A 23,865-nucleotide genomic window follows, 5' to 3' on the forward strand; every position below is an offset into this window, starting at 1 on the left:
CACCGCCTCTGGAGACCGCATGAGTACCGAGACAGCCGCCCCCGCCCTTGCCGCCGAGGCCGCCACCGATCCCACGGCGCCGGGCGTACGGGTCCGCGACATCGTGCTGGACGCCGACGGGGTCCCGCTCTCGGGCCTGCTCGCTACCCCGCCGCCGGGGGTTCCGCTGCGCGCCACCGTCGTCGCCGTCCACGGCGGCGGGATGCGGGCCGGCTACTTCGATGCCCGCACCCACCCCGGGCAGTCCCTCCTCACGCTGGCCGCGGGGCTCGGCTTCGCGGTCGTGGCCGTCGACCGTCCGGGCTACGGACTGTCCGCCGGCCGTTTCCCCTCCGGGGCCACCCTGGCCGAGCAGTCCGGCCTCCTGCACGCCGCCCTCGCCCGGTACGCACGCCACCACGACACCGGCGCCGGGGTCTTCCTGCTCGCGCACTCCTACGGCGGCAAGCTCGCCCTCCACGCCCTGGCCGACGACCGCGGCGCGGCCTTCCTCGGAGCGGACATCTCCGGGACGGGCCACCACTACGTCCCCGGCATCGAGCAGATGACGGTCTTGCACAGCCGCAGGACCTGGCGCCTGCACTGGGGCAGGCTCGACCTCTACCCGCCGGGCGCCTTCCTCGCGGTCAAGTCCCTGGTGACGCCGATGCCGGTGCGCGAGGTCGCCGAAGTCCGGAGCTGGGGCGACGCGTTCCCCGCCCTCGCCGCCCGCGTGCGCGTGCCCGTGCGCTTCACCTTCGCGGAGCACGAGGGCTGGTGGCGCCACGACGAGGAGACGATCGCCTCGATGCGTACGGCCTTCACGGCCGCACCGCAGGTCGTCTTCGACCGCCAGTCCGGCGCCGGGCACAACATCAGCCTCGGCTGGGCCGCGCGCTCCTACCACCTGCGTGCGCTGGCCTTCTTCGAGGGCTGCCTGGCGGCCCGCGCGGCCTGACGCTCCCGCCGGGCACGGTCCGGCGACGGGAGGGCCGCGGCCCCGGACCGGAGAGGGGCGCCACGGGCTCAGGTGTTGCGGGTCGTTTCCGCGCGCTTCTTCAACGCCTGATTCAGTGCCTTGAACTCCGCGATCGTGGCGGTGATGCCCCTGCGGAGGAACGGCACCAGGACGCCGGTGAACCGCTCGCTCTGGACGACGCGTGTGCCGCCCCCGTCCAGGTCCGTGAGGACGAAGCGGTGCTCACCGCTGAACAGGCCGGGCACGAGGGACCGGCCGAGCCACCGCAGCTCCTCCCCGGGGACGGCGGCCTTGACCCGCGGGCGGAACGTCATGGGCCGGCGGCCGGCCGGCTGCACCTTCAGCCGCAGCCGCTCGCCGGGCGAGACCGTTCCCGACGCCTCGCGGATGAAGGGGTTCCACTCTCCGTAGCGATCCAGGTCCGTCAGGATCCGCCAGACGTGGCCCGGCGTGGCGGCGATGTCCACCGCGGTGGCTATTTCCCGCATCGGTGCCCCTCTTCTCGCACTGCTTCCCGTACCACGATTCCTCCGGAACCGGCCGTGCGTGCACGGCCGGCCCGCCGTACCCGCAAGCCCCCGGTCAAGCCTCGATCACCTCTCGCCCGAGTCCCAGTATTGGCCGGAACGGTCCCGGCGGCCTGCCCGGGCGCCGCGGGGGCGTTCCGGGTGCATCTGGAGCAGCGGGCCGTTACCGCCCGCGGCCACCGGGCACATCTGCAGCCGGCAGCACTTTCCGGGGATGCCGGGGACGCCGGGGACGCCGGCCGGGAACGCCGGGGGACACCGGGGCCCCGAGACCCCCGGGACACCGAAGGGTGCCTGCCCGGCGCGGAACGGCGGACGAGAAGGCGGACGGTCACATGATCACGTTGGGGGTGGAGGAGGAGTACCTGCTCCTGGACCCCGTCACGGCGCTGCCGGTGCCGCTGGCGGAAGAGGTGCGGGCGGCGTCGGGCCTGCAGGCGATGGCCGAGGCGCGGGAGATCAAGGCCGAACTGCTGCAGGCCCAGCTGGAGGCCGCCACCCCGGTCTGCACCGGCCTCGCGGAGGTCGGCGGGCACCTGCTGCGGTTGCGTCGCGCGGTCAGCGCTGCCGCACGCAAGGCGGGGTGCCGTCCCGTGGCCTGCGGTACGGCGCCGCTGGCCGGCGGGGCGCCGGTCCCCGTCACGGGCGAGGAGCGGTACCTCGCGCTCCGGGCCCAGGGGGCGCGGCTCGTGGACGAGCAGCTCGTCAACGGCATGCACGTGCACGTGGGCGTCCCCGACCGCGCCGCGGCCGTCGGCGCCCTGAACCGGCTGCGGCCCTGGCTCCCGGTGCTGGTGGCGATGGGGGCGAACTCCCCGCTGTGGCGGGGGAGGGACACCGGGTTCGCGAGCTGGCGCACGGTGGTCTTCGGCCGCTGGCCGGTCAGCGGCCCCCCGCCCCTGTTCGACGGTCCGGAGGACTACGACCGGCGCGTCGGCGCCCTGCTCGGGGCCGGCGCCATCATGGACACCGGCCAGCTCTACTGGCAGGCGCGCGTCTCCGAGCGCTACCCCACCCTCGAAGTGCGGGCGCTGGACGTCCAGCTCACCGTCGAGGACGCGGTCCTCTTCGCGGGCATCGTCCGGGCCCTGGTCACCACCGCCCTGCGCGAGGAACGGGAGGGCGTGCCGCTCGCCCCGTGCCCGCCGGAGATGCTGCACGCCGCGAACTGGCACGCCGCCCGCTACGGACTGCACCGCGGCCTCATCGACGCCCACGGCCGCCGGCGCGGCCCCGGCGAGGCGGTCGAGGGCCTGCTCGCCCACATCGCACCGGCCCTGGACGAGGCCGGGGACACCCGCGAGGTCAACCGCCTGCTGCACCTCTTCCTCCGCCGCGGCGCCCCGGCCGACCGCCAGCGCCGGGCCCTCGACGCGGGCGGTCTGGCCGCCCTGACGGCGCTGGCGAGCATGGAATCCGCGGAGGCGGCGGAGCCCCCCGGGACCGCGGAGAGCACGGAGACCGCCGAGGGGGCGTAGGCCCGCGCGTGTGTTGACTTCTCCACCCCCCTGTGCGAGAGATGACGTGTTCACAACAGCTTTTCGGCCCTCGTCCCGGTCCGGCCGCCCATCGGCGGCGCCGGACGGAAGGAGCACGGCGATGAGCACCCCCCGCACCCCGGCGAAGCCGCACCGCAGACGGACGATCACGGGCGTGGCACTGGCCGCCTTACTGGCGGGGGCGGGCACCGTGCTCGCCGCGCCGCCCGCCGCTGCCGCCGACGCCGTCACCGTCGGCTACACCTGCACCGGCCCCGGCGCCCCCGACGGCGTCCAGTCCCTCCTCGTCACCGTGACCGCCCCCGCGAACGCTCCGAAGGGCTCGACCGCCGACCTGTCCGTCGAGGTCACCACCGCCATGACCGTCCCCGTCGACGTACCGGCCGGTGCCGCCACCGGCGAGCTGGCCCTCGACCTCGGCGGTGCGGCATCCGGTTCCGTGACGGCCACCGGCTTCACCAGCACCGCCGCGATACCCAGCGGCTCCACCGTCACGCTCACCGGCGGCGCCGCCTCGGTCCGCCTCGACGCGGCCGGGACCACGACCCTCACCCCCGGCGAGGCCACCGTGCACGTCTTCGGCGTGACCGTCACCTGCGCGGTGTCCGGCACCGCTCCCGTCGCGGCCACGATCGACGTCACCTGACGGGCAAGAGCCCGAACGGGCCGGCCGTCAGGCGGGCTTGAGCGCCGCCGCCCCGAAAGAGACGTCGAAACGGTCGCACCAGATGCTGACGCTGGTGTAGCGGGACAGGTCCACGTCCGCCGGCACGCTGTAGTTCTGGTCGCCCTTGTTCCCCTTCAGGGAGCCCAGGCTGCGGTGCGCACCGTCGTCGAAGACGTGCCACCCGTCCTGCCCCGGCTTCACCGGGGCGTCACTGAGCAGCACCTTGAGCTCGGGGCCGTTGCTGGTGTCGAGGTTCTCCAGGCGCAGCGTCCGGCTGCCGTCGGGCAGCCGGAGGACGCGCACCGACCCGCTCGTGTGGTGCTCATGGCTGATCAGCCGGCCCGTCGCCAGCGTCCGCACGCCTTCCGTGCCGCCCGGCCGCGCGCTGCCGGTGACGGCCGGCACGGACTCCCGTACGGTCTCGTTCACCCACAGCTTCCACGGCTGGAACCAGACCAGCCCCGCGGCCAGCGCGAGCGCTCCCACGATCAGCACCCCGATGACGGCCGGCTTGCGCAGCACCCGTCGTACACGTCCCATCTCTGCCTCCGAAAGCCGGCGTGTTCTCCCACTCCTTCCAACGGATTCCGGCGGGGTCCGGGTCCGGAAAACCGATGACGAAAGTCTTACGCCCGCCGGCGAGGGCCCGGTGCCCCCGTCTGGTGGCGCTGGGGTGGCTGGGACGTGGGGTTTCTGGTGACCTGTAAGGGTCCCGGAGGCCGAGGCGGTAGGAGAACACATGGACATCGGCGACCTGACCGACGAGATCCTCCGCGATCTGCGCGGACCGCGCTCCTACCCGGCGGTTTCGCTGCTCGTGCCGACGACCCGGCGCTCCCCCTACAGCCCCGAGGATCCCGTCCGGCTGCGGAACACCGTCGCGGAGGCGAAGCGCCGGCTCGCCGAGGACGCGGGGGTCTCCCGGGCCGCCCGGGCGGACGTCGAAGCGCAGCTGGACGCGGCCGCCGGCGAAGTGGATCTGACGCATTCCAGCGACGGGCTGCTGATCCTCGCGGCTCCCGGCGAGCACCACGTGTGGTACCTGCCGCGCACCGTGCCCCAGCGCGTGGTGATCGGGAAGACCTTCCTCACCCGCAATCTCGTGGCCGCCGCCCGGATGGAGGAGCCCTACTGGGCCCTGGCCGTCACCAAGGGCGAGTGCCGGCTGTGGGACGGCGCCGGCGAGACCCTCACCGAGGTCACCGGTGACGGCTTCCCCGTCCACCCGGCCGTGCCCGACCACGTGGACGCGCTGCCGGGCAAGAACTTCGGCAAGCCCATCCGCGAGGAGGGCCTCGTCGAACGCGAACGGCAGTACCTGCGGTCCGTCGCCGCCGCTCTCACGGGCGTGCTCGACAAGCACCCCCGGCCCCTGTACGTGGTGGGGCGGCGCGAGCTGGCCGTGCACTTCAAGGAGGCCCTGCCCGACCAGGGCGCGGTCACCGCCCTGGTCGAGAACGGCGGCGGCACCGCGAAGAGCGGCCACGAACTCCTGGAGGTGCTCCGCCCGGCCTTCGAGGAGCGCCGCGAGGCGCGCCGGGGCGAGGTGCTGCAGCGGCTGAGCGACGCGCGCGGCGCGCGCCGCTACACCGCCGGCCTGGACGAGGTCTGGCAGACGGTGCGGCAGGGCCGGGTGGCTCTCCTGGCCGTCGAGGACCACTACCAGGCGACCGTCCGCACCGACGGCAACGGCGGCCATCCGCAGCTGGTGGAGACGCCGACCGAGCCGCTCAGCGCGGATCCCTCCCTCCACGAGGACGCCGTGGACGAGATCGTCGAGAGCGCCCTCGACAGCGGTGCGGACGTCGAGTTCGTCCCCGATGACACCCTGGCCGACGAACAGCGCCTCGCGGCAATCCTGCGCTACTGAGCGGGCAGGCGGCCGGGGTCAGGGGCCGGGCCGGAACTCCAGCCCGGACACCTCTTCGCGGGTGGTGGTGCCCAGCAGCACCAGCGAGGCGGCCTCGGCGACCTCCGGCGGGACGGCCCCCGTCCCGTCGCCGTGCCGCACGGCACCGTCGAGCAGGCGGAGCAACCGGCCGAGTCCGTGCTCGTGGCGGGTGAAGGTGCGCCGGCCGACCCACCGGCCCCGCGCCCGCTGCCCTTCCAGCGCCTGTGCCGTTCCCACGTCCAGCAGTATCAGGTGCAGTTCGTGCCCCCGGCGGCCGGCTTCGCGGGCCAGCCAGCGCCGCATCCACGCGCGGCTGCCGCAGTCGTGCACGAGCACGGGTTCCCCGCTGCGGACGGCCGCCCGGATCCGCAGGAAGTGGTCCAGCCGCGCGCAGGGCCGGTAGAACGCGTACGGCAGCCGGTCCGGCATACGGGCCTGCCACCGCTCGTGGGCGGCCCGCGGGTCGACGGCCGGGGCCGCCGCGGACCAGCGGCGCAGGAGGGTGCTCTTGCCGCTGCCGGGCAGCCCGGACACGACGACGACCGATCCCGCCGGGTACGACAGCACCGCCGGGGCCCGGCCGCCGGCGGCCCGCAGGTCGACGAGCCCGCCGGGGCGCAGGACGCCCGCGGCCGCCGCCGGAGGGACGCCGGGCGGGACGGAACCCGCGGACGCCTGCAGCGCCCCCGGGTTCCCGGGATCCGCCGGTATGCGGCCCGGTGCGTCCGCCGGTGTGCTGCTGCCTGTGGTGCCGGTCCGGCTCACGGTCTGGTTTCCCCTGCCCTTCGACTGCCCTGCGCCTGCTGTCTCCGCCCGCTGCCACCGGTGGCCGTTGCCGCGGCCGGGACGTACGGACGGCCCGCGGCCTGCGGCCCCGGCCGGGGGCAGGGGCAGTCCTTCAGACGCCGTCGCACACCCTGCCGGTTCACCGGATGCCATCCCGGGTTCACCGGGCGGGGGCGCGGGCGGGCCCGTGGCCGCACCGGAGGGGAAGACGGCGCGGCCACGGGAGGCCCCGGAGGGCCGGGGGAGAGGAGGGGTCAGCGGGCGTCGGCCGCGGCGGCCAGGGGCCGGCCGTGGTGGCGGCTGATGTTCTTCTCCAGCAGCGACAGGCACTCGGCGACGCCGATGCTGTCGGGGGTGTGCTCGGGCAGCCGCCCGTCCCGGGCCTTCAGCCCGGCCAGCGCCCGGTCCATGGCCGACTGGGCGGCGAAGAGGCAGGGAGTGCTGTAGATCGCCACGTCCACGCCGAGCTCGGCCAGCTCCGGCAGCGAGAGCCGGGGCGACTTGCCGCCGGCGATCTGGTTGAAGAGGAGGGGCTTGTCGCCGATGACGTCGCGGACCTTGCGGATCCAGTCGGTGCTGCGGACGCCGTCGACGAGGAGGACGTCCGCGTCGGTGGCGGCGAGGGCCTTGGCGCGCCGCAGGATCTCGTCCTCCTCCGTGGCGTCGGTGCGGGCGACGACGACGAGGTCGTGGCGGGAGTCGAGGACCATGTTCAGCTTGTCCAGGTACTCCTGCAGGGGAAGGATCCGCTTGCCGTCGACGTGTCCGCAGCGGCGGGGGCGCTGCTGGTCCTCCAGGATCACCCCGGAGGCGCCGATGGCCTCCAGCTGCTGGACGGCGTGGCAGGCGGTCTCGGGGTCCACGTAACCGTCGTCGATGTCGACGAGCAGGTGCTGGGCGGGGAAGGCGAGGCGCAGCCGCTGCACGAAGGCGACGATGTCGGGCCAGGCGATGAAACCTATGTCGGGAAGGCCGTAGTGGGAGGCGGCGAAGCCGAACCCCGAGACGAACATGCCGTCGTAGTGCTGGGCCGCGACGGAGGCGGAGAACATGTCGAAGATGCCGATGAGCGGGGTCGTGCCGTCGGCGGCGATGGCGTCGCGTAGCCGGGCGGGGTGGTTCACGGTACCCTCCGAAGACTGGTTGGAGCGTCGGCTGAACCGTGCCGGCTGCTGTCGCTGTCGGAAGCCCGCAGCCCGCACGAGACGTTGACCGGCCTGAGGGTCCCCGGGTGTGCGCCTTCGCGTGACGCACTCCCGGGGACCTTTGCTGTGCGGTCCCGGCCGGTGCCTTCGGGAGATTAGTCAAGAGATAGTCATGCAGCAATATAGGCAAGGTAAAAGCGGGTGGTCGGCGATGCATTCACGCCGACCACCCGCCCCTCTGCCGCACCGTGCGCCACGTAACCGTCCGTGCTTCCCGCGCAGTTGAGCGGGCCTGCCGCCATCTCCGGGGCGCGCGGGCCCGCTTGCTCGCGCAGGCCGGAGGATCGGCCGGATCCGGCGGCTCGCGACCGCACCGCTCCGGGGCCGGGCGCTAGGGCTGGGAGAGCTTCCTCGCCTCGGCCCGGCCCTTGAGTTCGAGCTGCTCGGCGAGGTCGCGCAGGGCGCGGGCACCGGCGATCTCCTCGCCGATGCGCGGTTCGTTGGGGTCGCGGGAGTCCCGGGTGGAGGTGGTCCGGGCGCGCAGCTCGGTGCCGTCGCGCAGCCGGAGGAGGGCGGCGGCCCGGGTGTGGGATTCGTCCTCGTCGAATTCGATTTCTACGTGCCAGCCGGCGACCTGCATGGGCAAAACACCTCCGCCGTGTTGCAGCATGCTGCAGCTTTCCGAGGCGGCCACTGTAGGTCGCCCCTCTCCGGCACCCGCGTCCCGCGCGCCCGGGACGGCCCAGGTCCACCCGTCCGGCTGCCCGGCCATCTGAATGCATTCGCCACGTGTTGCCTGGGGCAAACAATGCAAGATCATAAGCGTGTGGCCTTGATCACACGGACAGGAGTGAGGTGCGAAAACGGTCATGTACGAGCGCGCCTTTCCTGCCGGGCGGATCCCTTTGTATGTCCGGGAAATACCCGCCCCGCCCGCTCTGACCAGCGCAGACCGAACACTTACCGGCGGAAATATCAATTCCCTGTGAAGTCTTGACGGCGCCCTTACGCGCCTCACACCATTCACGGCATGGAGTCCACCGACAGCCGGCCGAGCACCGAGGCGCAGCAGCGCCCCGGCGCCATGCCGTGCCACCGGGCGCACGCGCCCCACGGCAGGCCGGCCCGTCGTGCGACCCCCGGCCGGCAGCGGCCCTTAGAGGGCTGACTTCCCCGCGCCACCCCGCAGCGCCCAGGACGGCAGCGACAGCGCCGCCGCTCCCGGGCCACGCACCCTCGTGCCCGTTCCCACCGGCCTGACCGCAGGCGACCCCTTACCCGGGGCTGCCCGCTTCCGGCCGGCGGACCCCTCCGGCCCACGGCCGGCGGGCACCGCTTCACCCCTCGGAGTCCGGCGTCGCCAGCCGGCCCTCCGGGTAACCGAGCCACCCCCCAGAGCACCACGGCCCGGTCCTGCCCCTACAGAGAAGGCGAAGAACCACATGAGTGACCGCACCCTCACTGCGGCCGATCCCCAGCCCGCCGCCACGGCCGCGCCGACGGCCTCGACGCACGTGGACGCCGGCGACGCCGGGTACAGCAAGGACCTCAAGTCCCGCCACGTCAACATGATCGCGATCGGCGGAGCGATCGGCACCGGACTCTTCCTCGGCGCCGGCGGCCGCCTCGCCAGCGCCGGCCCCTCCCTCTTCATCGCCTACGCGGTCTGCGGGATCTTCGCCTTCTTCGTCGTGCGTGCGCTCGGCGAGCTCGTGCTCTACCGCCCCTCCTCCGGAGCCTTCGTCTCCTACGCCCGTGAGTTCATGGGCGAGAAGGGCGCCTACACCGCCGGCTGGCTCTACTTCCTCAACTGGGCCACCACCGGCATCGCCGACATCACGGCCGTCGCCACGTACACCCATTACTGGCACATGTTCAGCAGCATTCCGCAGTGGGTGCTCGCGCTGATCGCCCTCGCGGTCGTCCTCACCGTGAACCTGATCTCGGTGAAGTACTTCGGCGAGATGGAGTTCTGGTTCGCGATCGTCAAGGTCGCCGCGATCACCATCTTCATGGTCGTCGGCATCTTCCTGCTGGCCAGCCAGCACAAGGTCGGTGACACCACCCCGGGCCTGTCGAACATCCTCGACCACGGCGGTGTCTTCCCGACCGGCATCATGCCGATGCTGATGGTCATCCAGGGCGTCGTCTTCGCCTACGCCTCCGTCGAGCTGTGCGGTGTCGCCGCGGGCGAGACGAAGAACCCCGAGAAGATCATGCCGAAGGCGATCAACTCGATCATGTGGCGCGTCGGCCTCTTCTACGTCGGCTCGGTCATCCTCCTGACCTTCCTCCTGCCCTACGCCGCCTACCACGCCGGCGAGAGCCCGTTCGTCACCGTCCTGTCGAAGATCGGCGTGCCGTACGCGGCCGGCGTGATGAACCTCGTCGTCCTCACCGCGGCGCTGTCCAGCCTGAACTCCGGCCTGTACTCCACCGGCCGCATCCTCCGCTCGATGGCGATGTCCGGCTCCGCGCCGAAGTTCACCGGCCTGATGAACAAGGGCCAGGTGCCCTACGGCGGCATCCTGCTCACCGCGTTCTTCTGCGTGCTGGGTGTCGGCCTGAACTTCGTGGTCCCGGCGGACGCCTTCGAGATCGTGCTGAACTTCGCCGCGATCGGCATCATCGGCACCTGGGGCATGATCATGGTCTGCTCCCTGCTGTTCTACCGCCGCTCCAAGGACGGCCGGGTCACCCGCCCCGGCTACAAGCTGCCCTGGGCCCCGTACACCCAGATCGTCACCCTGGTGTTCCTCGCCGGTGTGCTGGGTCTGATGGCGTCCGAGCCGGGTGCGAGCCGCACCACCGTGCTCTGCCTGCCGATCATCGCAGCGATGCTGATCGGCGGCTGGTACCTCGTCCGCGGCCGGGTCGCCAAGGCCCAGCGCGAGAACGAGCTCGCCCGCGCCGGGGCCGGTCAGTCCTGACCCGCTGAAAACGCGCCGGAGGCGCCCGTCCCGGAAGACCGGGGCGGGCGCCTCCGCGCATGCCCGCCGCCGCTACGGCTTGGCCGAGTCCACTCCGGCCCGCCCCTCGCGCCACTGCCCGCGCGTGAAGTCGGGGATCTCCTGCGGCGCCCCCTTGGCCCTGATGGAGGCGTGGCTGAGCGGCACGGGCGCGCTCCACGTGGCCGCGTCGTAGACGTCGAAGTCGGGCACCAGGCCCTGCTGCATGCACTGCATGAGCCGGAAGACCATGATGTAGTCCATGCCGCCGTGCCCGCCGGGCGGGTTAGCGTGCTCCTTCCACAGCCAGTGGTCCCACTGCGCGTACGCCCCGAAGTCGCCCCACTCGTCCCCGGACGCGTCCGGCTCCAGGTAGATCCGCGGCGGGTAGTCCTCGAACACGCCCTTGGTCCCGCCGAGCGTGTTCACGCGGCTGTACGGATGCGGGTTGGACACCCCGTGCTCCAGCCGGATCACCCGCCCCTTGGCCGTCTGGACGAGGCTGACGGACATGTCGCTCCCGACGTACGTCTCCTTCCAGCTCGGGTCCCCGGGCGGCATGTGCTGCGCGCGGTAGGCGGCCAGCCCGGCGGCCGGCGAGCCGACCGTCGAGATCCGCACGGCGCGATCCCCGCGGTTGACGTCCATGTAGTTCGCCACCGGCGCGAAACCGTGCGTGGGGTAGATGTCGCCCCGCAGCCGGGTGTGCCACTGCCGCCGCCACGGGCCCTCGTAGTACGTCGGCGAGAACATCAGCTCCCGCAGGTCGTGGAGGTAGGCCCCCGCCCCGTGCAGCAGCTCGCCGAAGACGCCCGCGTGCGCCATCCGCAGCACGCGCATCTCGTTCTTGCCGTAGCAGCAGTTCTCCAGCTGCATGCAGTGCCGCCGGGTGCGCTCGGACAGGTCCACCAGCCGCCACAGCTGATCCAGCTCCATGGCGGCCGGACACTCCACACCCACGTGCTTGCCGGCGGTCAGGGCCGCCTCGGCCATCGGGAAGTGCCACTCCCAGGGCGTGGCGACGTACACGAAGTCCACGTCACCGCGGGCGCACAGGTGCTCGTAATCGCCCTCGCCCTTGGTGTAGAGCGCGGGCGCCGGCTGACCGGCCGCTCTCACCTTGGCCGCGGCCTTCTCCGCCTTCGCCCGCACTTTGTCGCACAGCGCCACCACCCGTACGCCGGGCACCGCCAGGAACAGCTCCACCATCGAGCCGCCGCGGTTGCCCAGCCCGACGATCGCCACCCGTACGGTGCTGCGCCGCTCGAACGGCACCCCGATCATGGTCGCGCCCCGGCGCCGCGGCGCCGCCGCGGCGGGGGAGCCGGCCGCCTGGGCCGGACCCGCGCCCAGGCCCACGCCCACGCCCGCCCCCGCGGCCCCCGCGGACTTCAGGAGGAAGCGGCGGCTGACGCCGGGGTCGTGGCCGCGGCCGGAGGCCCCGGGCGTCGTCTCGGGCTGACGGGGGTTCTGCGGAGCTGACTCGTGCATCGGTCCTCCTGGACACAAGGGGCTGATGTGAGCTGCGGCGCGTACGTGAACCTCGATGACTTCGGTAAGTGACCCTGACGGGTGTGACACGGGCAACGCAAGAGGGCTCGCGCGGCGAGATTCCGCCGTTCGTACGAGGCGGATCCCCGGCCCCTACGACGCGTCGTCCTCGAAGAACTGGGTCTCGTAGAAGTCCATCAGCTGCTCCGCCGTGCGCCCGGTCGTGCGGGCGAAGTCCTGGGCCACGGCCGCGGCCCAGTTTCCCAGCGAAAGCGCCAGCGCCAGGACGCCGTCCGGGCCGTGCTCCGCCTCGACGGCCTTGATGGTCGCCAGGTTCACCCACGGCACGACGCCCGGGTCCTTCTCCGCGACCGTGCGGCGCAGCAGCCCGATGACGGTGCGGGTCATCTCGGGCTGCAGCGGGCGCAGGCGCTCGCGCTCCTCCGTGATCCTGGCGACGATGCGGGCGCGTTCTTCCTTGTCCACGGCGTTCCCCTCGTCCGGCGGTGGCGACCTACCGTAGGGCCGCCGCGGCCGCCCGGGGGAGGGACCGGGACGACGGACGGCGAACGGGCGGCCAGGAACGCGCGATCAGGAACGGGCGGGCGGCGCGTACGGGACCACGGCCGACGAAGGGTCGTCTGCCGTGGTCACGGTGGTGCTGCTGCTGCGGGCGAAGGCGTGGGCGAACTCCACCGCGGTGCCGAGCTGCAGCGTGGTCACCGGCGTTTGCGAGAGCGGCGGCTGCTCCGGGCCGATGCGGTATCCGGTGCGGATCACCTCGTCGTCCGGGCCGCTGTGGTCCACGGCGCCGAATCCGTCGCCGTCGGACGCCCACTGACCGTCGACGCGCCACGTGTACCGCAGTTCCAGCCGGCCGGGAGAGGGGCAGCACCAGGTGAACCGGCCGATGCTCAGCTCACCGCTGATGCTTTCGAAACGGCTCCAGCCCCGGCCGCCGGCCAGGAGCACGAGCTCACTGGTCTCCATCGCGCCCACGTCGAACGGGGCACTGCACCACCGGCCGGTCAGCCGCTCGTCATCCTCGGACATCACCCGGCGAGTGTATGCGGACGTCCGCGCCGGTGATCTCCGGCGGCGGCCCCTTCGCAGGGGCCGCCGGGGCCCCTGCACCCGCCGCCACTTCTGCCTCCACCGCGTCCGCGAACCCCGTCACCACCGCACCACCGGCCGCCGTCCCAGGCCAGCGCGAGCGCAGGAACAGCCCCTCGTGCGTGCGGGACAGCCAGAACTGGGCGTCGTCGGCCACCGTCACCCCGCTGATGTGGTGCGCCCGGCACGCCGCATGGGCGGCCGACCCGGGGAGCCGCCGGTAGTCGACGTACGAGACCATGAACACGTCGTCCTTCGTGCGCCGGAACTCCCCGGACGCGCTCAGGGCCTCCAGCGCCCGCGCGGCGGGCAGCGCCGCCACCCGGACGGCCCGGCGGAAGTCCTCCCGCGTCCTCCCTGCCCCTTCGGCCGCCGACCGCACGCCCCGGACGCCGACCGTCACGGGAGCCACCGTGGTGAACCAGCCGACCGCCCGCTCCCACCGCTCCTCGTCGCGTGTGTGCAGCGGTACGCACATGCGCAGCACCTCGCCCGCCCCCGAGCGCCGGGCGGCCAGCCCGAAGGCGGTGAGCAGACCGGAGAAGGCACTGCCGCCGCCGGACCGGCAGCGCTCCTCCCAGCGGGCGGCGCCCTCCGCGTCGAGCAGCTGCCGCACGTCGGTGCCCTGCGGCGCAGCACCCCCGAGCTCCAGGGGAAAGGACGGGGTCGTGCCGCCGCAGGCCGCGAAGAACGACGCCCAGCCCCGCAGCCGCGGATCGCTGCGGTCCGGTGGCGGGGCGGCCGCCGCATTCGCCTGTTCCAGCGCGCAATAGTCGACGAAGCTGCCGGTAACCCTGGGGCCGGGGCCGCCCGCCGGGCCTCCGCCGCCCCGCAGTGCCCGCCCCGCGTACCCCTCCCGCAGCTCGTGCACCACGACGGCCAGCGAGCAGGCGTCCACGTGGGCGTGGTCGAAGCCGCACACGACCGTGGCGCCGTCGTCACGCAGCACGGCGCACAGCACGTACGACGGCCACCCCCACCGCCCGCACCCCGCCTCCAGCCGCCCCGCCAGCCACCTCCGCAGCTCCCCGGCATCGGTGAAGTCCCCGGCCGCAACCACCCGCAGTCCGACCGCCTCCACCGGCACCAGGAACCGCTCGCCGCCCGCCCGGAACCCGCTGCGCAACGTCCCGTGCCGCCGCACCCACCCTTCGAACACCTCGCGGAGCCGCCCGGTGCCCACCGGCCCGCCGGCGGGCAGGTCGAAGGCGCACCCGAGCCAGTTGCCCACCGAACCCGCCAGGTGAAAGCGCTGGTTGAAGGACGGCGGCACGGGCGAGGGCGGCGCCGCGGCCGCGGCCGCCCGCGCCCCGCCGGCCGGTACGAACTCCACCACCCGCCCGGGACGCGGCTCGTACGCGTCGATCGTGGTCAGCCGCACGGCCAGTCGCCCGTCCGCGCGACCGTCCGCATCACCTCGGCGAAATGCGCCATGAACCGGGGCACGTTCTCCCGCGCGACGGGCGTGTCCGGGTAACGGGACTTGAGGTAAGTGCAGTCCCACAGCCGGTTGACCCACACCGGCACGTCCGGACTGAGCCCCGGACCGGCCAGGCCGGTGCACCGGGCGCCGGCCCAGTCGCGGGCGCCCGGCGCGTGCCGGCAGTCCACGTAGGACACCATGGGCAGGACGGCCGTCGCATCGGCCTGTACGGCACCGGCCACCCCCGCCACCAGCTCCATCACGCGGACCGGGGAGACGCCCGCCGGCTCCCGCGCCTCCCGGAGCGCCTGCTGGGCGCCGGCGACGACACCGGCGAACCGGCCCGCGGCCGCGAACCGGACCGGAGCCAGATTGATGAACCAGCCGTGCGTGCGCTGCCAGCGATGCTCGTCACGGGTGTGCAGGACCGTCAGCCCCCGGTAGTGGTCCGGCCCGCCCAGGTCGCGGCCGGTGACGGCGAGCGCGGCGAGCACCCCGGCCAGGAAGCCGGCCCCCTGCGCCTTGCAGGCCCGGGCGAAGGCGTCCGAGCCGGCCGCGTCCAGCACGTCCATCTCCAGGGAGACGCCCGGGTGGGCCCCGCCCGGCTCGGTGCCCAGGTCCAGCGGGAAGGCGGGAGGCGGCCCCTCGGAGAAGAACTCCACCCAGCGCCGCACGGCCGGCGCGTCCGGGCCGATCAGGGCCGCGCGCTCACGCTCCAGGGCGCAGTAGTCCACGTAACTGCCGGCCTCCGGCAGATCGGCGGGCGTCCCGGTGAGCTCGGCCTCGTAGAGGGCGCGCAGCTCGCCGAAGACCATGAGCATCGAATAGCCGTCGCTGTGACTGTGGTCGACGGCCAGCCATACGGTCGACGACCCGCCCTCCTGCCCCTTCTGCCCCTTCCGCCCCGGCGCGTCGGCGTCACCGCCCCGGAGCACCGCCCCGGCCACGAACGGCGGCCACTCCAGCGGATCCGTACCGGCGTCGAAGGACGCGTGCATACGGTCCCGGAGAGCCTCCCCCGACGCGTACGTCCCGCAGGGCACGCTCTCCACCGCGACCACCTCCGCGGGCACGGCGTGCCGCCGCAGACGGTCCCCGTCCGGGGCGAACCACGTCAGCAGCGTCGGATGGCGCCGCACCCACGCCGCCAGCGCCGCGGCCATCGCCTGCGCGTCCAGCCGTCCCGGCAGGTCGAAGGCGAGGGCGATCCAGGCCGAGTGCGGCCGGTCCGCCGCCCGGTTGGCGAGCAGCCGCCGGATGTGATTCTCCTGCAGGTGCGACGGCGGCGCGGGGTGCACGGGCGCGGCGGCCGCCTTCCGCAGAACGGGGGAGGGGATGCGGAACTCCACCAGCTCACCGGGCGCGAGCACGTAGTCCGCGATGGGCGTCATCCGCATACCGCTGCCACCTCCCGCACCGCAGCAGGGCGCCGCGCAGCCGTCCGGTCACCGGCTCCTGCGGCGGCGACGCGGGCCACGGCCCGGCGGACGTTCTCGACATAACGCGGGACCTCGGCCCTGCCGCGCACCGTGTCCGGATACCGGAAGCTCAAGTAGACCCCTTCGAACGAGCGGTTGACCCACAGATAGACCTCGTGCGCGTGCACGCGGCGGCTGCGCAGGGCGGCCGCCCTCCACTCACCCCACTCACGGGCCCCCGGCACCCGCCGGAAATCCATGTACGACACCATGAACCGCGGCTCCAGCGGCACGCCCAGCAACTCCGCCACCCGCGCCAGAGGCACCTCCGCCATCGGCCGCGCACCTTCCAGCGCCGCCGCGGCCCCGGCCATCGCCTCCGCGAACGAGCCCCCGGCCCGCACCGCGAACCGCAGCGGCGCCAGCCCCACGAACCACCCCACCGACTGCGACCACCGCGCGTGGGTCCGCGTATGGACCGGCATCAGCGCCCGGAACTCCCCACCGCTTCCCCCGCCGGCCGCTCCGGCGGCGGGCACGCCCTCCCCGGCCCCCGCACCCCGGTGCGCCTCCCTCGCCAGACAGGCCAGCACCCCGGCGAACAGATTCCCCCCGCCCTTCCGGCACGCCCTCTCGAAGGCGCGCGCCTGCGCCGCGTTCAGCAGCCACACCAGCCCCCCGGGCTGAGCCCCGCACCCGGCCGGTCCTTCGCCGCCCTCCCGGCCGACCGGGGAGGGAAAGGCGGGCAGCCGGCCGCCGCCCGCGGCTATGAACTCCCGCCACCGGACCACCGCTTCGTGGTCCCGGCCGACGAGCGCGGCACCCGCCCGCTCGCACCCGGCGAAGTCCAGATAGCTGCCCACCTCGCCCAGCCGCGCCCGGCCCCCGCGCACCGCCGCCCCGTACAGCTCGCGGATCTCGTAGGCCGCGAGCAGGATCGAATAGCCGTCCACGTTCGAGTGGTCCAGGCCCACGTACAGCGTCACGGAGCCGGGGCCGGGCCCGTCCCCGGTGTGCGCGACGGTGGCGAAGAGATACGACGGCCAGCCCAGGGGGCCCGTCTCGCGATCGAACAACTCCTCGATGCGAGCGGCGAGTTCGCCCCCGTCGCGGTACGACCCGGCCACGCTGCGCCGCATGCCCACGGTGCCCGGCGCGAGCGTCACGCGACGTATCGCCGTTCCCGGGGCCGGTTCCGCTGCTCTCTCCTTCGCCGGCTCCGTGGGCACCAGGCGGCTGCGCAGCGATTCGTGCCGGTCGATCCACGCCAGCAGGGCCGTCTCCAGTGCCGCGGCGTCCAGCGGCCCGGGGAGGTCGAAGACGGTGGCGAGCCAGGACGGCGACACGGCCGCCGGCTCCGCCCGGGGGTTCGCCAGCCGGCCGGCAAGATGGGCCTCCTGGGCGTAGGAGGCGGGGCGCTCGTCCGCCTGCCAGCGGGGGGCGGCGCGTCCGCCGGGCACCGGCCGCCACACGGTGAGCAGGCCCGGACGGACCTCCAGGCCACGCATATCGGTGAATTCCACACGCCTGCCTTGCGCTCGGTCGAGAAAGGCATGCCGGTACCCGGATCCCGGAACCATGCCGGGAAGAGACCAGGATGCTGCGACCAACTACCGGACGGGCAGCGGATGTTACTGGTGCGCGAGCGTCAGCTGCAAGGTGCGTTCAGCGGACCTCGAAGGGTGAGGGAACGGCGCGGTGCCGGGGGTCCCGGCACCGCGCCGCGGGCTCGACGGTGGTCATCGGAGGGCGATGCGGCTGGAGGCCTCCCTGGGCAGCTTGTCGTTGACGAAGGAGACGGTGTCGCCCACGGGACTGTTCTCGACGTCGGTGAGGTGGGCGAGCCGGTTCATCAGCGGTCGCGGGCTGAGCCCGCCGCCTCCGGCCGCCTGGGCGGTGCCGGACGCCGATACGGCGCCGCACACCAGGAGGGCCGATCCCACAGCGATACGCGTCACGATGCGGTTCTTCATGTCTTGCAGAACGACGGTGAGGACCAACCGACACGCATAGGACATCAACCCCTCGAAAACACATGAAACGCATTACGGGCACAGGGGTGTTGATGCCCCGGGCGGGCGCCCGTGCGGGCACGAGGGGCGCGCGCGGAAAATCCCGGCGCGGAGATGATTTTTCACCCGACCGGGGGGCGGAAAAATTTTCCTCACCCGCGGGGGAGGGTTCCGTGCTACTGTCTTTTCAGTTGCAGTTGTGGTTCCCAAAGACTTGCAAGTGTTTTCCGGCCGGCCTCCAGTCGGCGGCAGCACTTTATTGTATTTCCGGCTTTTCGATTTCCGGACAGGGCAATCATCGCGGCGATGCGGGACTCGCACAGTGCGGATCCCGGGTACTGCCCCGAAGGAGATTTGACATGGCTACTGGCACCGTGAAGTGGTTCAACGCGGAAAAGGGCTTCGGCTTCATCGAGCAGGACGGCGGCGGCGCCGACGTCTTCGCCCACTACTCGAACATTGCCACCCAGGGCTTCCGTGAGCTCCAGGAGGGCCAGAAGGTGACCTTCGACGTCACCCAGGGCCAGAAGGGCCCCCAGGCGGAGAACATCGTCCCCGCCTGACGCCAGTCGTCCGACGTGCTGACGCAGCCGGGGCCCGCACCTTGGTGCGGGCCCCGGCTCGTTGCATTTCCGATCCGCGTCGATCCGTTCAGTTTTCTGTTCCGTCCGGAGGCGGCTCACCGGCCGCCGGGGAATTTCTTCGATACGCGCCGGCCGGGCATCCGCCCCCGGGTCTCCCTCCCACCTCGTCGAGGCACTATGCGCTGCGTTATCGCCCGTTTCCCCTTCGACCTCGTCAAGAGCGAGGTCGAGCACATGATGAGCGGCATCACGCCCGAGCCCGCCACGGGTGTGTGCGTGGCCATCGGCCGCCGTTCCTACCCCGTCAAGCAGGTCGGCCAGGTGATCACCCGGCAGGACCGGCGCGACTTCACCGCCGACGAGGTCACCCGGGCGCTGACCCGGCTGGGCTTCACCTGCCACGCCGCGCCGGCCGCCCCCGCCGCGCCGGTCCTCGGTACCTCGCTCTGACCGAGCCCGCGGGCCCCGGGCGCACGTCCGCCGCAGGCCCGCGGGAGAGCGTCAGCCTCGGATCTGCTTGGGCGTGCTGCCGCCGGAGATGGTGATCTTGCGCGGCTTGGCCTCCTCGGCGACCGGGATCCGCATCCGCAGGACGCCCGCTTCGTAGGCCGCGTCGATGCGCTCCGTGTCCAGGGTCTCCCCGAGGAAGAGCTGGCGGCTGAAGTTCCCCACCGGGCGCTCGCTGATCAGGACCTCGGTGTCCTCGCCCGCGCTCGGCTTGCGCTCGGCCCGCACGGTGAGCACGTTCCGCTCGACGTCCAGGTCGATCGATCCGGGGTCCACGCCCGGGAGGTCCATCTCGACCACGAAGGTCTCCCCGTCCCGGTAGGCGTCCATGGGCATGGCCGCGGGCCTGGCGGCAGTGCCCATCACCTGCTGCGTGAGGCGATCGAGCTCGCGGAAGGGGTCGGTTCGCATGAGCATCATCGGTCACTCCTCTCCCGTAGGCAGGATGCGCATGACGACACCTTTCCTATATACCGCCGCGCACTAAACTTGACAAGGCTGCGCTCAGGTCTGGCCAGAGGTGCCCGCCGGGCGGGTGCAGCCCCGCCGACCCGCCCGGCATGGCCGTGCCCCCGCTTCCCTTCGCGCGGAGCATGCGGCGCATGGCACGTTGCGAGGTTTGCGGCAATGACTACGACCTGGCGTTCTTCGTGGAGACCCAGGACGGTTCACGTCACGTCTTCGATTCGTTCTCCTGCGCCATCCACCGGATGGCCCCCATCTGCGAACACTGCAAGGTCCCGATCATCGGCCAGGGCGTCGAGGCCGAGGGTCACTGGTTCTGCGGAGCCCACTGCGCGCGCTCCGAGGGGAAGGTGGGGATCGTGGACCGCGTGTGACGGCCGGGAGCCGCGCCCCCCGGTACCGGACGCGGCCCCACGCGCTCGCGCGCGGGCAGTGACTCCAGCAGGAAGACGGCCGCATCCCGCAGAGACGCCGGCGCGGCTGCGCACCCGCGCAGACGGAGCGCCGTGCGGGCGAGCGTCCCGGTCGTCCGCACGGAGCCGATGCGGGCGGCGTACGGCGCGAGGTCCGCGATGAGCTGCTCCGCGTCGCGCCAGGCGCGGGCCCCGGCCAGCGCCGCGAGGAGCTCGGCGGAGAAGAGGCGGCGGTAGGACGGGCCGGGCGCGGTGGCGGCGTGGTGCAGGAGCGGGACGGCCCGGTCCCACAGCCCGAGCCTGGCAAGCACCCACCCCCGGTGCCCGGTCAGCTCCGTACGGTCGAACCACCAGGCCCAGTGCGGGTCGCGGCGGGAAACCCCGTCCAGGAAGCTGCTCTCCGCGCGGGAGATCAGCTCCACGGCCTTCCGCCGGCCCCCGAGCAGGGCGACCGCGTGCGCCTCGCGGACCAGGACGAGGCTGTTCACCCGGGCCGGGAGCCTCCGCGGCCCGGCCGTGCGGGCCGCGGCCTCCAGGGCGGCCACCGGATGCCCTGTGTGAGCCAGCAGCATGCTGTGATTCAGCAGTGTCAGCCGTGCCGTCCACCGGTCGCCGGCGAGCTCCGCCAGGCCCAGGGCGCGCAGGTTCATCCGGTGCGCCGCCCGGTAGTGCCCCGCGTCGAAGAGGATCCAGCCGATCACTTCGCACAGCTCGGCGAGGGCGGCGAGCCGGTCGCTGTTCGTCCCCTGCAGACTCCCCGGCACTGCGGACACCTCCGGCAGCCGCCGCAGGACGTCGCGTACGAGGGGCAGCGCGGCCGTCGCACCGTTCGTAGCGTCCGCAGCGACGAGGCACTGAGCAGTACGGGTTAGGGAGCCGGCCGAAGGGGGCGTCGGGTTCATGATCCGAGTCTCGCGGGCGCGGCGGGCCGGCCGCCTCGGCCGTAGGGACCAGGGCCGGCGCCCGGGGGACCAGGACGGGCGCCGGGGGACTCGGGTCCCTGGACCGATGCGGTGTCATGCCGGGTCCGCTTAGCGTGCTCCGCATGGATACCGGGGACACCAGGGAGACCAGGAACATCGCGGACACGAGCGGCGTGCTCGGCGAAGCCCTCCAGCGGCTGCACGCCTCCGGCCCGGAGAGGCTCGGGCGGCTCACCAACCACGCCCCCATGGTGGCCGAGGCGCTCGTCGCCCACGGACACGCGGGCGCCGTGCACCACTGGCTCGACCTCTACGAAGAGCGGCTGGAGGAGTTCCCGGCCGCCGTGGCGCCCGTCACCGACGACGACTGGGCCACCGCGCTGGGCGACCCGCGCCGGGTCGCCGACTGGATCGCCTACTTCGGCCGCGCACTTCCCGAACACGGCTGGAGGGGCCTGCTCGCGACGTGGTGGCCCCGTCTGCTGCCCGGCATGTACGGAGGATCCACCCACCCCGTGATCCGCGTCGGCCACGCCGTACGCGCCCTCCTGCGCGACGGCGAGAGCGAGCCCCGGCTGACCGAACTCACCCACGGCCTGGGCTACTGGGCCGCCCGCCACCACCCGCTCGCCGGCCTCACCCGGCTCCCCGGTGCGCCGGACGCCGCCGGAAGCCTGCGGGCCGTACCGCCGATCAGGGTCCGCGAGGGCGGCTTTCCGGCGCGGCTGGCCCTGGTCGACCGGCTGCCGGCCTGGGCCGGCGACGTCACCGACCCCGCCGCGGCCCGGCGGCGGCTCGCCGAACTGGTGGCTGCCGCGACCCACCGCTACGCCACCCACGGCCACGGCGACGCGACCATGCTGGTCCACGCGGCCACGGCTCCCAGCGCCGTACTGCGCACCCTGCCCGCCCTCCCGCAAGCCCTGTGGGTGCCGAGTCTGCACGCGGCATGGGTGGCGTCGGCCGCCGTGACGGCGATGTACGCCCCGGCGGAAGCCGTCCCCTGTGCGTCTCCCGGCGCCGTCACCGCCGGGGATGTCGTCGAGCGGGCGGTGGCGCACGGCGACGAACACGTCATCAAGCTCGCCGACACCGCGATGGACGTCACCGGCGAACAGGCGCACGTGGCCGCACCGCACGCGGCCGCACGGGCGCACGCCGCCGTCCTGCGGGCGATTGAACTCAGCGAGCCGCTCTCCTGACGCCCGAGGGCGCGCGGGTGCCGCTCATGCTGCCGCACCCAGCCGCGTGACGAGGTCGTGCCAGGCCGCCTCCAGACGGTCGACCGGCATGCCGCGCTCGGCGGTCAGGTGGTGGACGAGGGTGGTGTCGAGGAAGCCGAGCAGCGTGTGCGCGAGAAGCTCGGCGTCGCCGTCCACGCGCGCCTCCCGCAGGAGCATGGCGAGGTGGGTGAGGCGCAGGTGGCGGGCCGGGACGCTGTAGGTGCGGAGCGGGTCGGTCCGGGTGGCCAGGATCAGGTCGTGGTGATCGTGCTCGTGGCGGATGACGGCGGGCCCGAAGGCGTGGAGGCGCTCCGCCGCCGGAGCGCCGGGCCCCAGGGGCGGCGGGCCCGAGATGAAGGCCGCCTGGAACTGCTGCTCGCGGTGGTCCAGGAGCGCCAGCAGCAGGCCGGTGCGGTCGCCGAAGCGCCGGAAGACGGTGCCTTTGCCGACTCCGGCGGCCGTCGCGACCGCTTCCATGGTCAGGTGCGCCGCTCCGCACTCGGCCAGCAGCCGCGAAGCGGCCTCCAGCAGCCGGGTGCGGTTGCGCGCCGCGTCGGCCCGTAGCTGCGGGGGCCCGCCGACCGGGAGGAGCGCGAGGCCGGGACGGTCGTCCGGGGTCTCACCCGGGATCTCGCCCGGAGTCTCGTCCGGGGTGCGGGGAGGCGGAGTGGAGCCGGTCATGGGGCCAGCGTAGCGCGTGGAAGAAAAAACTGGACCGCGGTCCGGATAAGTGCTAAAACTTTAAACAGGACCTCGGTCCGGTTCTGCTCTTGTCGATCACCTCTTCGATCATTTCTTCTGGAGTTCCCCATGTCTGTCCGCATCCTCGCGCTCGTCGGCAGCCTCCGTGCCGGGTCCCACAACCGCCAGCTCGCCGAGGCCGCCGTCAAGATCGCCCCCGAGGGCACCGAGGTCCAGCTCTTCGAGGGCCTCGCCGACGTGCCGTTCTACAACGAGGACATCGACGTGGAGGGGGCCGTCCCGGCGGCCGCCACCGAGCTGCGCGAGGCCGCGGCGGCCGCCGACGCCCTCCTGCTCTTCACGCCCGAGTACAACGGCACCATCCCGGCCGTGCTGAAGAACGCCATCGACTGGCTGTCGCGCCCGTACGGCTCCGGTGCGATCGTCGGCAAGCGGGTCGCCGTGGTCGGCACCGCGTTCGGCCAGTACGGCGGCGTGTGGGCGCAGGACGAGACCCGCAAGGCCGCCGGCATCGCCGGTGGTGCGGTCCTGGAGGACGTCAAGCTCTCCATTCCGGGCTCCATGACGCGCTTCGCCACCACGCACCCGGTCGAGGACGCCGAGGTCACCACCGCCCTGACCGAGGTCATCCAGCGCCTGGCCGAGACTCCGGCCGCTGTCTGACCGGGGACTCCGGGACACCGGGCCGGGATTTCGGGACACCGGCTCCGGGACCCGGAGCCCGGGGACCCCGGGCTCCTTCCTTCAGGCCTCCGTCGCGCGCTCAGCGCTTCGGGGGCCTGACCCATCCCTTCTTGACCAGCTGGTCGCAGTGCCACTTGCCGTAGTGCTGGCTCTCCCCGCGCTTCTTCGTGGCCTTGATGCAGTCCGCATAGGGGAAGGGCGGTTTGTCGGACGGCGCGGGCGCGTACGCAGCGGACGGGGCCGCGGGAGCAGACGGCGCGGCCGCAGCGGGTGCGGCCAGAATGCCGACCATGACGGCCGCGGCCAGCACGAGTTTCATCCGACCCACAATTACCCTCCGCCTTCTTGTTCTTCTCGTTTCTCACATCCGGTTCGCACCGGTTTCGTGCAGGAGCACGTGCACCGCTCAACGAGCCGGGATGCCGAGGGAAACGCTCCTTTTCGGCTGGTTCACCCCGAGGGCCGCGTCCGTCCGCGCGGTCACGC

General features: G+C 73.2%; 26 protein-coding genes. 10 read left to right on the plus strand and 16 right to left on the minus strand.

Annotated features, from left to right (window positions below):
• The first annotated feature begins 19 nt into the window (after window positions 1-19).
• On the plus strand, window positions 20-937 hold the full coding sequence (locus ACFZCD_RS10235; RefSeq protein WP_391829361.1) for an alpha/beta hydrolase: 918 nt from the start codon (window positions 20-22) through the stop codon (window positions 935-937).
• Between the two features lie 68 nt (window positions 938-1,005).
• On the opposite strand, the gene ACFZCD_RS10240 is transcribed toward ACFZCD_RS10235, so the two are convergent.
• Entirely contained in the window at window positions 1,006-1,446 is a 441-nt protein-coding gene (locus ACFZCD_RS10240; RefSeq protein WP_391829362.1) for an SRPBCC family protein, read from the minus strand.
• Between the two features lie 374 nt (window positions 1,447-1,820).
• On the opposite strand from ACFZCD_RS10240, the gene ACFZCD_RS10245 reads away from it, so the two are divergent.
• Window positions 1,821-2,963 carry a glutamate--cysteine ligase gene (locus ACFZCD_RS10245; RefSeq protein ID WP_391829363.1) on the plus strand — a complete coding sequence of 381 codons (1,143 nt, stop codon included), beginning with the start codon at window positions 1,821-1,823 and terminating at the stop codon, window positions 2,961-2,963.
• 121 nt (window positions 2,964-3,084) lie between these two features.
• Window positions 3,085-3,630, plus strand: coding sequence for a hypothetical protein (locus tag ACFZCD_RS10250; protein WP_391829364.1), 546 nt, complete (start codon window positions 3,085-3,087; stop codon window positions 3,628-3,630).
• Window positions 3,631-3,657: 27 nt separating this feature from the next.
• Here the strand turns inward: ACFZCD_RS10250 and ACFZCD_RS10255 are convergent, their stop codons facing one another.
• The gene (locus tag ACFZCD_RS10255; RefSeq protein ID WP_391829365.1) at window positions 3,658-4,191 is read right to left on the minus strand and encodes a DM13 domain-containing protein; all 534 of its coding nucleotides are present in this window, start codon (window positions 4,189-4,191) and stop codon (window positions 3,658-3,660) included.
• A 199-nt stretch (window positions 4,192-4,390) separates the two neighbouring features.
• Here ACFZCD_RS10255 and ACFZCD_RS10260 point away from each other — a divergent pair, with 199 nt between their 5' ends.
• Window positions 4,391-5,521 carry a hypothetical protein gene (locus ACFZCD_RS10260; RefSeq protein WP_391829366.1) on the plus strand — a complete coding sequence of 377 codons (1,131 nt, stop codon included), beginning with the start codon at window positions 4,391-4,393 and terminating at the stop codon, window positions 5,519-5,521.
• 18 nt (window positions 5,522-5,539) lie between these two features.
• Here ACFZCD_RS10260 and ACFZCD_RS10265 read toward each other — a convergent pair whose 3' ends face one another.
• The 3 genes from ACFZCD_RS10265 to ACFZCD_RS10275 form a co-directional block, all read right to left on the minus strand.
• The gene (locus ACFZCD_RS10265; protein ID WP_391829367.1) at window positions 5,540-6,307 is read right to left on the minus strand and encodes an AAA family ATPase; all 768 of its coding nucleotides are present in this window, start codon (window positions 6,305-6,307) and stop codon (window positions 5,540-5,542) included.
• A 275-nt stretch (window positions 6,308-6,582) separates the two neighbouring features.
• Window positions 6,583-7,452: an oxaloacetate decarboxylase gene (locus tag ACFZCD_RS10270; RefSeq protein WP_391829368.1), complete on the minus strand. Its 870-nt coding sequence runs from the start codon at window positions 7,450-7,452 to the stop codon at window positions 6,583-6,585.
• Window positions 7,453-7,864: 412 nt separating this feature from the next.
• Window positions 7,865-8,113 carry a dsRBD fold-containing protein gene (locus tag ACFZCD_RS10275; RefSeq protein ID WP_391829369.1) on the minus strand — a complete coding sequence of 83 codons (249 nt, stop codon included), beginning with the start codon at window positions 8,111-8,113 and terminating at the stop codon, window positions 7,865-7,867.
• A gap of 802 nt (window positions 8,114-8,915) precedes the next feature.
• On the opposite strand from ACFZCD_RS10275, the gene ACFZCD_RS10280 reads away from it, so the two are divergent.
• Entirely contained in the window at window positions 8,916-10,403 is a 1,488-nt protein-coding gene (locus ACFZCD_RS10280) for an amino acid permease (RefSeq protein ID WP_391829370.1), read from the plus strand.
• Window positions 10,404-10,475: 72 nt separating this feature from the next.
• Here ACFZCD_RS10280 and ACFZCD_RS10285 read toward each other — a convergent pair whose 3' ends face one another.
• The 7 genes from ACFZCD_RS10285 to ACFZCD_RS10315 all read right to left on the minus strand — a co-directional run bounded on the left by ACFZCD_RS10285 (window position 10,476) and on the right by ACFZCD_RS10315 (window position 17,824).
• Window positions 10,476-11,912 (minus strand): Gfo/Idh/MocA family protein, encoded by a 1,437-nt coding sequence (locus ACFZCD_RS10285; RefSeq protein ID WP_391829371.1) that lies wholly within the window; start codon window positions 11,910-11,912, stop codon window positions 10,476-10,478.
• A gap of 153 nt (window positions 11,913-12,065) precedes the next feature.
• Complete coding sequence (locus ACFZCD_RS10290) at window positions 12,066-12,398, minus strand: hypothetical protein (RefSeq protein ID WP_391829372.1); 333 nt, start codon at window positions 12,396-12,398, stop codon at window positions 12,066-12,068.
• A 105-nt stretch (window positions 12,399-12,503) separates the two neighbouring features.
• The gene (locus ACFZCD_RS10295; protein WP_391829373.1) at window positions 12,504-12,968 is read right to left on the minus strand and encodes a hypothetical protein; all 465 of its coding nucleotides are present in this window, start codon (window positions 12,966-12,968) and stop codon (window positions 12,504-12,506) included.
• Window positions 12,952-14,406 carry a hypothetical protein gene (locus tag ACFZCD_RS10300; RefSeq protein ID WP_391829374.1) on the minus strand — a complete coding sequence of 485 codons (1,455 nt, stop codon included), beginning with the start codon at window positions 14,404-14,406 and terminating at the stop codon, window positions 12,952-12,954. Before ACFZCD_RS10300 ends, ACFZCD_RS10295 begins: the two co-directional genes overlap by 17 nt.
• Complete coding sequence (locus tag ACFZCD_RS10305; RefSeq protein ID WP_391829375.1) at window positions 14,397-15,845, minus strand: condensation domain-containing protein; 1,449 nt, start codon at window positions 15,843-15,845, stop codon at window positions 14,397-14,399. The genes ACFZCD_RS10300 and ACFZCD_RS10305 overlap by 10 nt, the downstream gene beginning before the upstream one ends.
• On the minus strand, window positions 15,836-17,389 hold the full coding sequence (locus ACFZCD_RS10310; RefSeq protein ID WP_391829376.1) for a hypothetical protein: 1,554 nt from the start codon (window positions 17,387-17,389) through the stop codon (window positions 15,836-15,838). The genes ACFZCD_RS10305 and ACFZCD_RS10310 overlap by 10 nt, the downstream gene beginning before the upstream one ends.
• 216 nt (window positions 17,390-17,605) lie before the next feature.
• Complete coding sequence (locus ACFZCD_RS10315; RefSeq protein WP_391829377.1) at window positions 17,606-17,824, minus strand: hypothetical protein; 219 nt, start codon at window positions 17,822-17,824, stop codon at window positions 17,606-17,608.
• Window positions 17,825-18,237: 413 nt separating this feature from the next.
• Here ACFZCD_RS10315 and ACFZCD_RS10320 point away from each other — a divergent pair, with 413 nt between their 5' ends.
• Window positions 18,238-18,441 (plus strand): cold-shock protein, encoded by a 204-nt coding sequence (locus ACFZCD_RS10320; protein ID WP_010986199.1) that lies wholly within the window; start codon window positions 18,238-18,240, stop codon window positions 18,439-18,441.
• A gap of 198 nt (window positions 18,442-18,639) precedes the next feature.
• Complete coding sequence (locus ACFZCD_RS10325; RefSeq protein ID WP_391829378.1) at window positions 18,640-18,912, plus strand: SCO5918 family protein; 273 nt, start codon at window positions 18,640-18,642, stop codon at window positions 18,910-18,912.
• A gap of 51 nt (window positions 18,913-18,963) precedes the next feature.
• Here the strand turns inward: ACFZCD_RS10325 and ACFZCD_RS10330 are convergent, their stop codons facing one another.
• Window positions 18,964-19,386: an Hsp20/alpha crystallin family protein gene (locus tag ACFZCD_RS10330; RefSeq protein WP_391829623.1), complete on the minus strand. Its 423-nt coding sequence runs from the start codon at window positions 19,384-19,386 to the stop codon at window positions 18,964-18,966.
• 185 nt (window positions 19,387-19,571) lie between these two features.
• Here ACFZCD_RS10330 and ACFZCD_RS10335 point away from each other — a divergent pair, with 185 nt between their 5' ends.
• The gene (locus ACFZCD_RS10335) at window positions 19,572-19,808 is read left to right on the plus strand and encodes a hypothetical protein (RefSeq protein WP_391829379.1); all 237 of its coding nucleotides are present in this window, start codon (window positions 19,572-19,574) and stop codon (window positions 19,806-19,808) included.
• On the opposite strand, the gene ACFZCD_RS10340 is transcribed toward ACFZCD_RS10335, so the two are convergent.
• Window positions 19,742-20,749, minus strand: a complete 1,008-nt coding sequence (locus ACFZCD_RS10340; protein ID WP_391829380.1) for a DNA-binding protein — start codon at window positions 20,747-20,749, stop codon at window positions 19,742-19,744. The two genes, ACFZCD_RS10335 and ACFZCD_RS10340, sit on opposite strands and share 67 nt — an antisense overlap.
• Before the next feature lie 143 nt (window positions 20,750-20,892).
• On the opposite strand from ACFZCD_RS10340, the gene ACFZCD_RS10345 reads away from it, so the two are divergent.
• Window positions 20,893-21,972: a questin oxidase family protein gene (locus ACFZCD_RS10345; RefSeq protein ID WP_391829381.1), complete on the plus strand. Its 1,080-nt coding sequence runs from the start codon at window positions 20,893-20,895 to the stop codon at window positions 21,970-21,972.
• A 24-nt stretch (window positions 21,973-21,996) separates the two neighbouring features.
• Here ACFZCD_RS10345 and ACFZCD_RS10350 read toward each other — a convergent pair whose 3' ends face one another.
• Window positions 21,997-22,674: a TetR/AcrR family transcriptional regulator gene (locus ACFZCD_RS10350; protein WP_391829382.1), complete on the minus strand. Its 678-nt coding sequence runs from the start codon at window positions 22,672-22,674 to the stop codon at window positions 21,997-21,999.
• A gap of 129 nt (window positions 22,675-22,803) precedes the next feature.
• On the opposite strand from ACFZCD_RS10350, the gene ACFZCD_RS10355 reads away from it, so the two are divergent.
• Window positions 22,804-23,358, plus strand: a complete 555-nt coding sequence (locus ACFZCD_RS10355) for an NAD(P)H-dependent oxidoreductase (protein WP_391829383.1) — start codon at window positions 22,804-22,806, stop codon at window positions 23,356-23,358.
• A gap of 100 nt (window positions 23,359-23,458) precedes the next feature.
• Here ACFZCD_RS10355 and ACFZCD_RS10360 read toward each other — a convergent pair whose 3' ends face one another.
• Window positions 23,459-23,698: a hypothetical protein gene (locus ACFZCD_RS10360; protein ID WP_391829384.1), complete on the minus strand. Its 240-nt coding sequence runs from the start codon at window positions 23,696-23,698 to the stop codon at window positions 23,459-23,461.
• Between the last annotated feature and the right edge of the window lie 167 nt (window positions 23,699-23,865).

It is taken from the genome of Streptomyces sp. NPDC008001, from assembly GCF_042958085.1.
In the GTDB taxonomy this organism is placed as follows: Bacteria; Actinomycetota; Actinomycetes; order Streptomycetales; family Streptomycetaceae; genus Streptomyces.

Bases quoted from the DNA above. Each gene is read 5' to 3' on its own strand.
- ACFZCD_RS10340 (WP_391829380.1), bottom strand. From the start codon at position 20,749: ATGAACCCGACGCCCCCTTCGGCCGGCTCCCTAACCCGTACTGCTCAG.
- ACFZCD_RS10355 (WP_391829383.1), top strand. From the start codon at position 22,804: ATGTCTGTCCGCATCCTCGCGCTCGTCGGCAGCCTCCGTGCCGGGTCC.
- ACFZCD_RS10250 (WP_391829364.1), top strand. From the start codon at position 3,085: ATGAGCACCCCCCGCACCCCGGCGAAGCCGCACCGCAGACGGACGATC.
- ACFZCD_RS10305 (WP_391829375.1), bottom strand. From the start codon at position 15,845: ATGCGGATGACGCCCATCGCGGACTACGTGCTCGCGCCCGGTGAGCTG.
- ACFZCD_RS10350 (WP_391829382.1), bottom strand. From the start codon at position 22,674: ATGACCGGCTCCACTCCGCCTCCCCGCACCCCGGACGAGACTCCGGGC.
- ACFZCD_RS10360 (WP_391829384.1), bottom strand. From the start codon at position 23,698: ATGAAACTCGTGCTGGCCGCGGCCGTCATGGTCGGCATTCTGGCCGCA.
- ACFZCD_RS10330 (WP_391829623.1), bottom strand. From the start codon at position 19,386: ATGCTCATGCGAACCGACCCCTTCCGCGAGCTCGATCGCCTCACGCAG.
- ACFZCD_RS10280 (WP_391829370.1), top strand. From the start codon at position 8,916: ATGAGTGACCGCACCCTCACTGCGGCCGATCCCCAGCCCGCCGCCACG.
- ACFZCD_RS10260 (WP_391829366.1), top strand. From the start codon at position 4,391: ATGGACATCGGCGACCTGACCGACGAGATCCTCCGCGATCTGCGCGGA.
- ACFZCD_RS10245 (WP_391829363.1), top strand. From the start codon at position 1,821: ATGATCACGTTGGGGGTGGAGGAGGAGTACCTGCTCCTGGACCCCGTC.
- ACFZCD_RS10255 (WP_391829365.1), bottom strand. From the start codon at position 4,191: ATGGGACGTGTACGACGGGTGCTGCGCAAGCCGGCCGTCATCGGGGTG.
- ACFZCD_RS10320 (WP_010986199.1), top strand. From the start codon at position 18,238: ATGGCTACTGGCACCGTGAAGTGGTTCAACGCGGAAAAGGGCTTCGGC.
- ACFZCD_RS10275 (WP_391829369.1), bottom strand. From the start codon at position 8,113: ATGCAGGTCGCCGGCTGGCACGTAGAAATCGAATTCGACGAGGACGAA.
- ACFZCD_RS10325 (WP_391829378.1), top strand. From the start codon at position 18,640: ATGCGCTGCGTTATCGCCCGTTTCCCCTTCGACCTCGTCAAGAGCGAG.
- ACFZCD_RS10345 (WP_391829381.1), top strand. From the start codon at position 20,893: ATGGATACCGGGGACACCAGGGAGACCAGGAACATCGCGGACACGAGC.
- ACFZCD_RS10240 (WP_391829362.1), bottom strand. From the start codon at position 1,446: ATGCGGGAAATAGCCACCGCGGTGGACATCGCCGCCACGCCGGGCCAC.
- ACFZCD_RS10285 (WP_391829371.1), bottom strand. From the start codon at position 11,912: ATGCACGAGTCAGCTCCGCAGAACCCCCGTCAGCCCGAGACGACGCCC.
- ACFZCD_RS10335 (WP_391829379.1), top strand. From the start codon at position 19,572: ATGGCACGTTGCGAGGTTTGCGGCAATGACTACGACCTGGCGTTCTTC.
- ACFZCD_RS10235 (WP_391829361.1), top strand. From the start codon at position 20: ATGAGTACCGAGACAGCCGCCCCCGCCCTTGCCGCCGAGGCCGCCACC.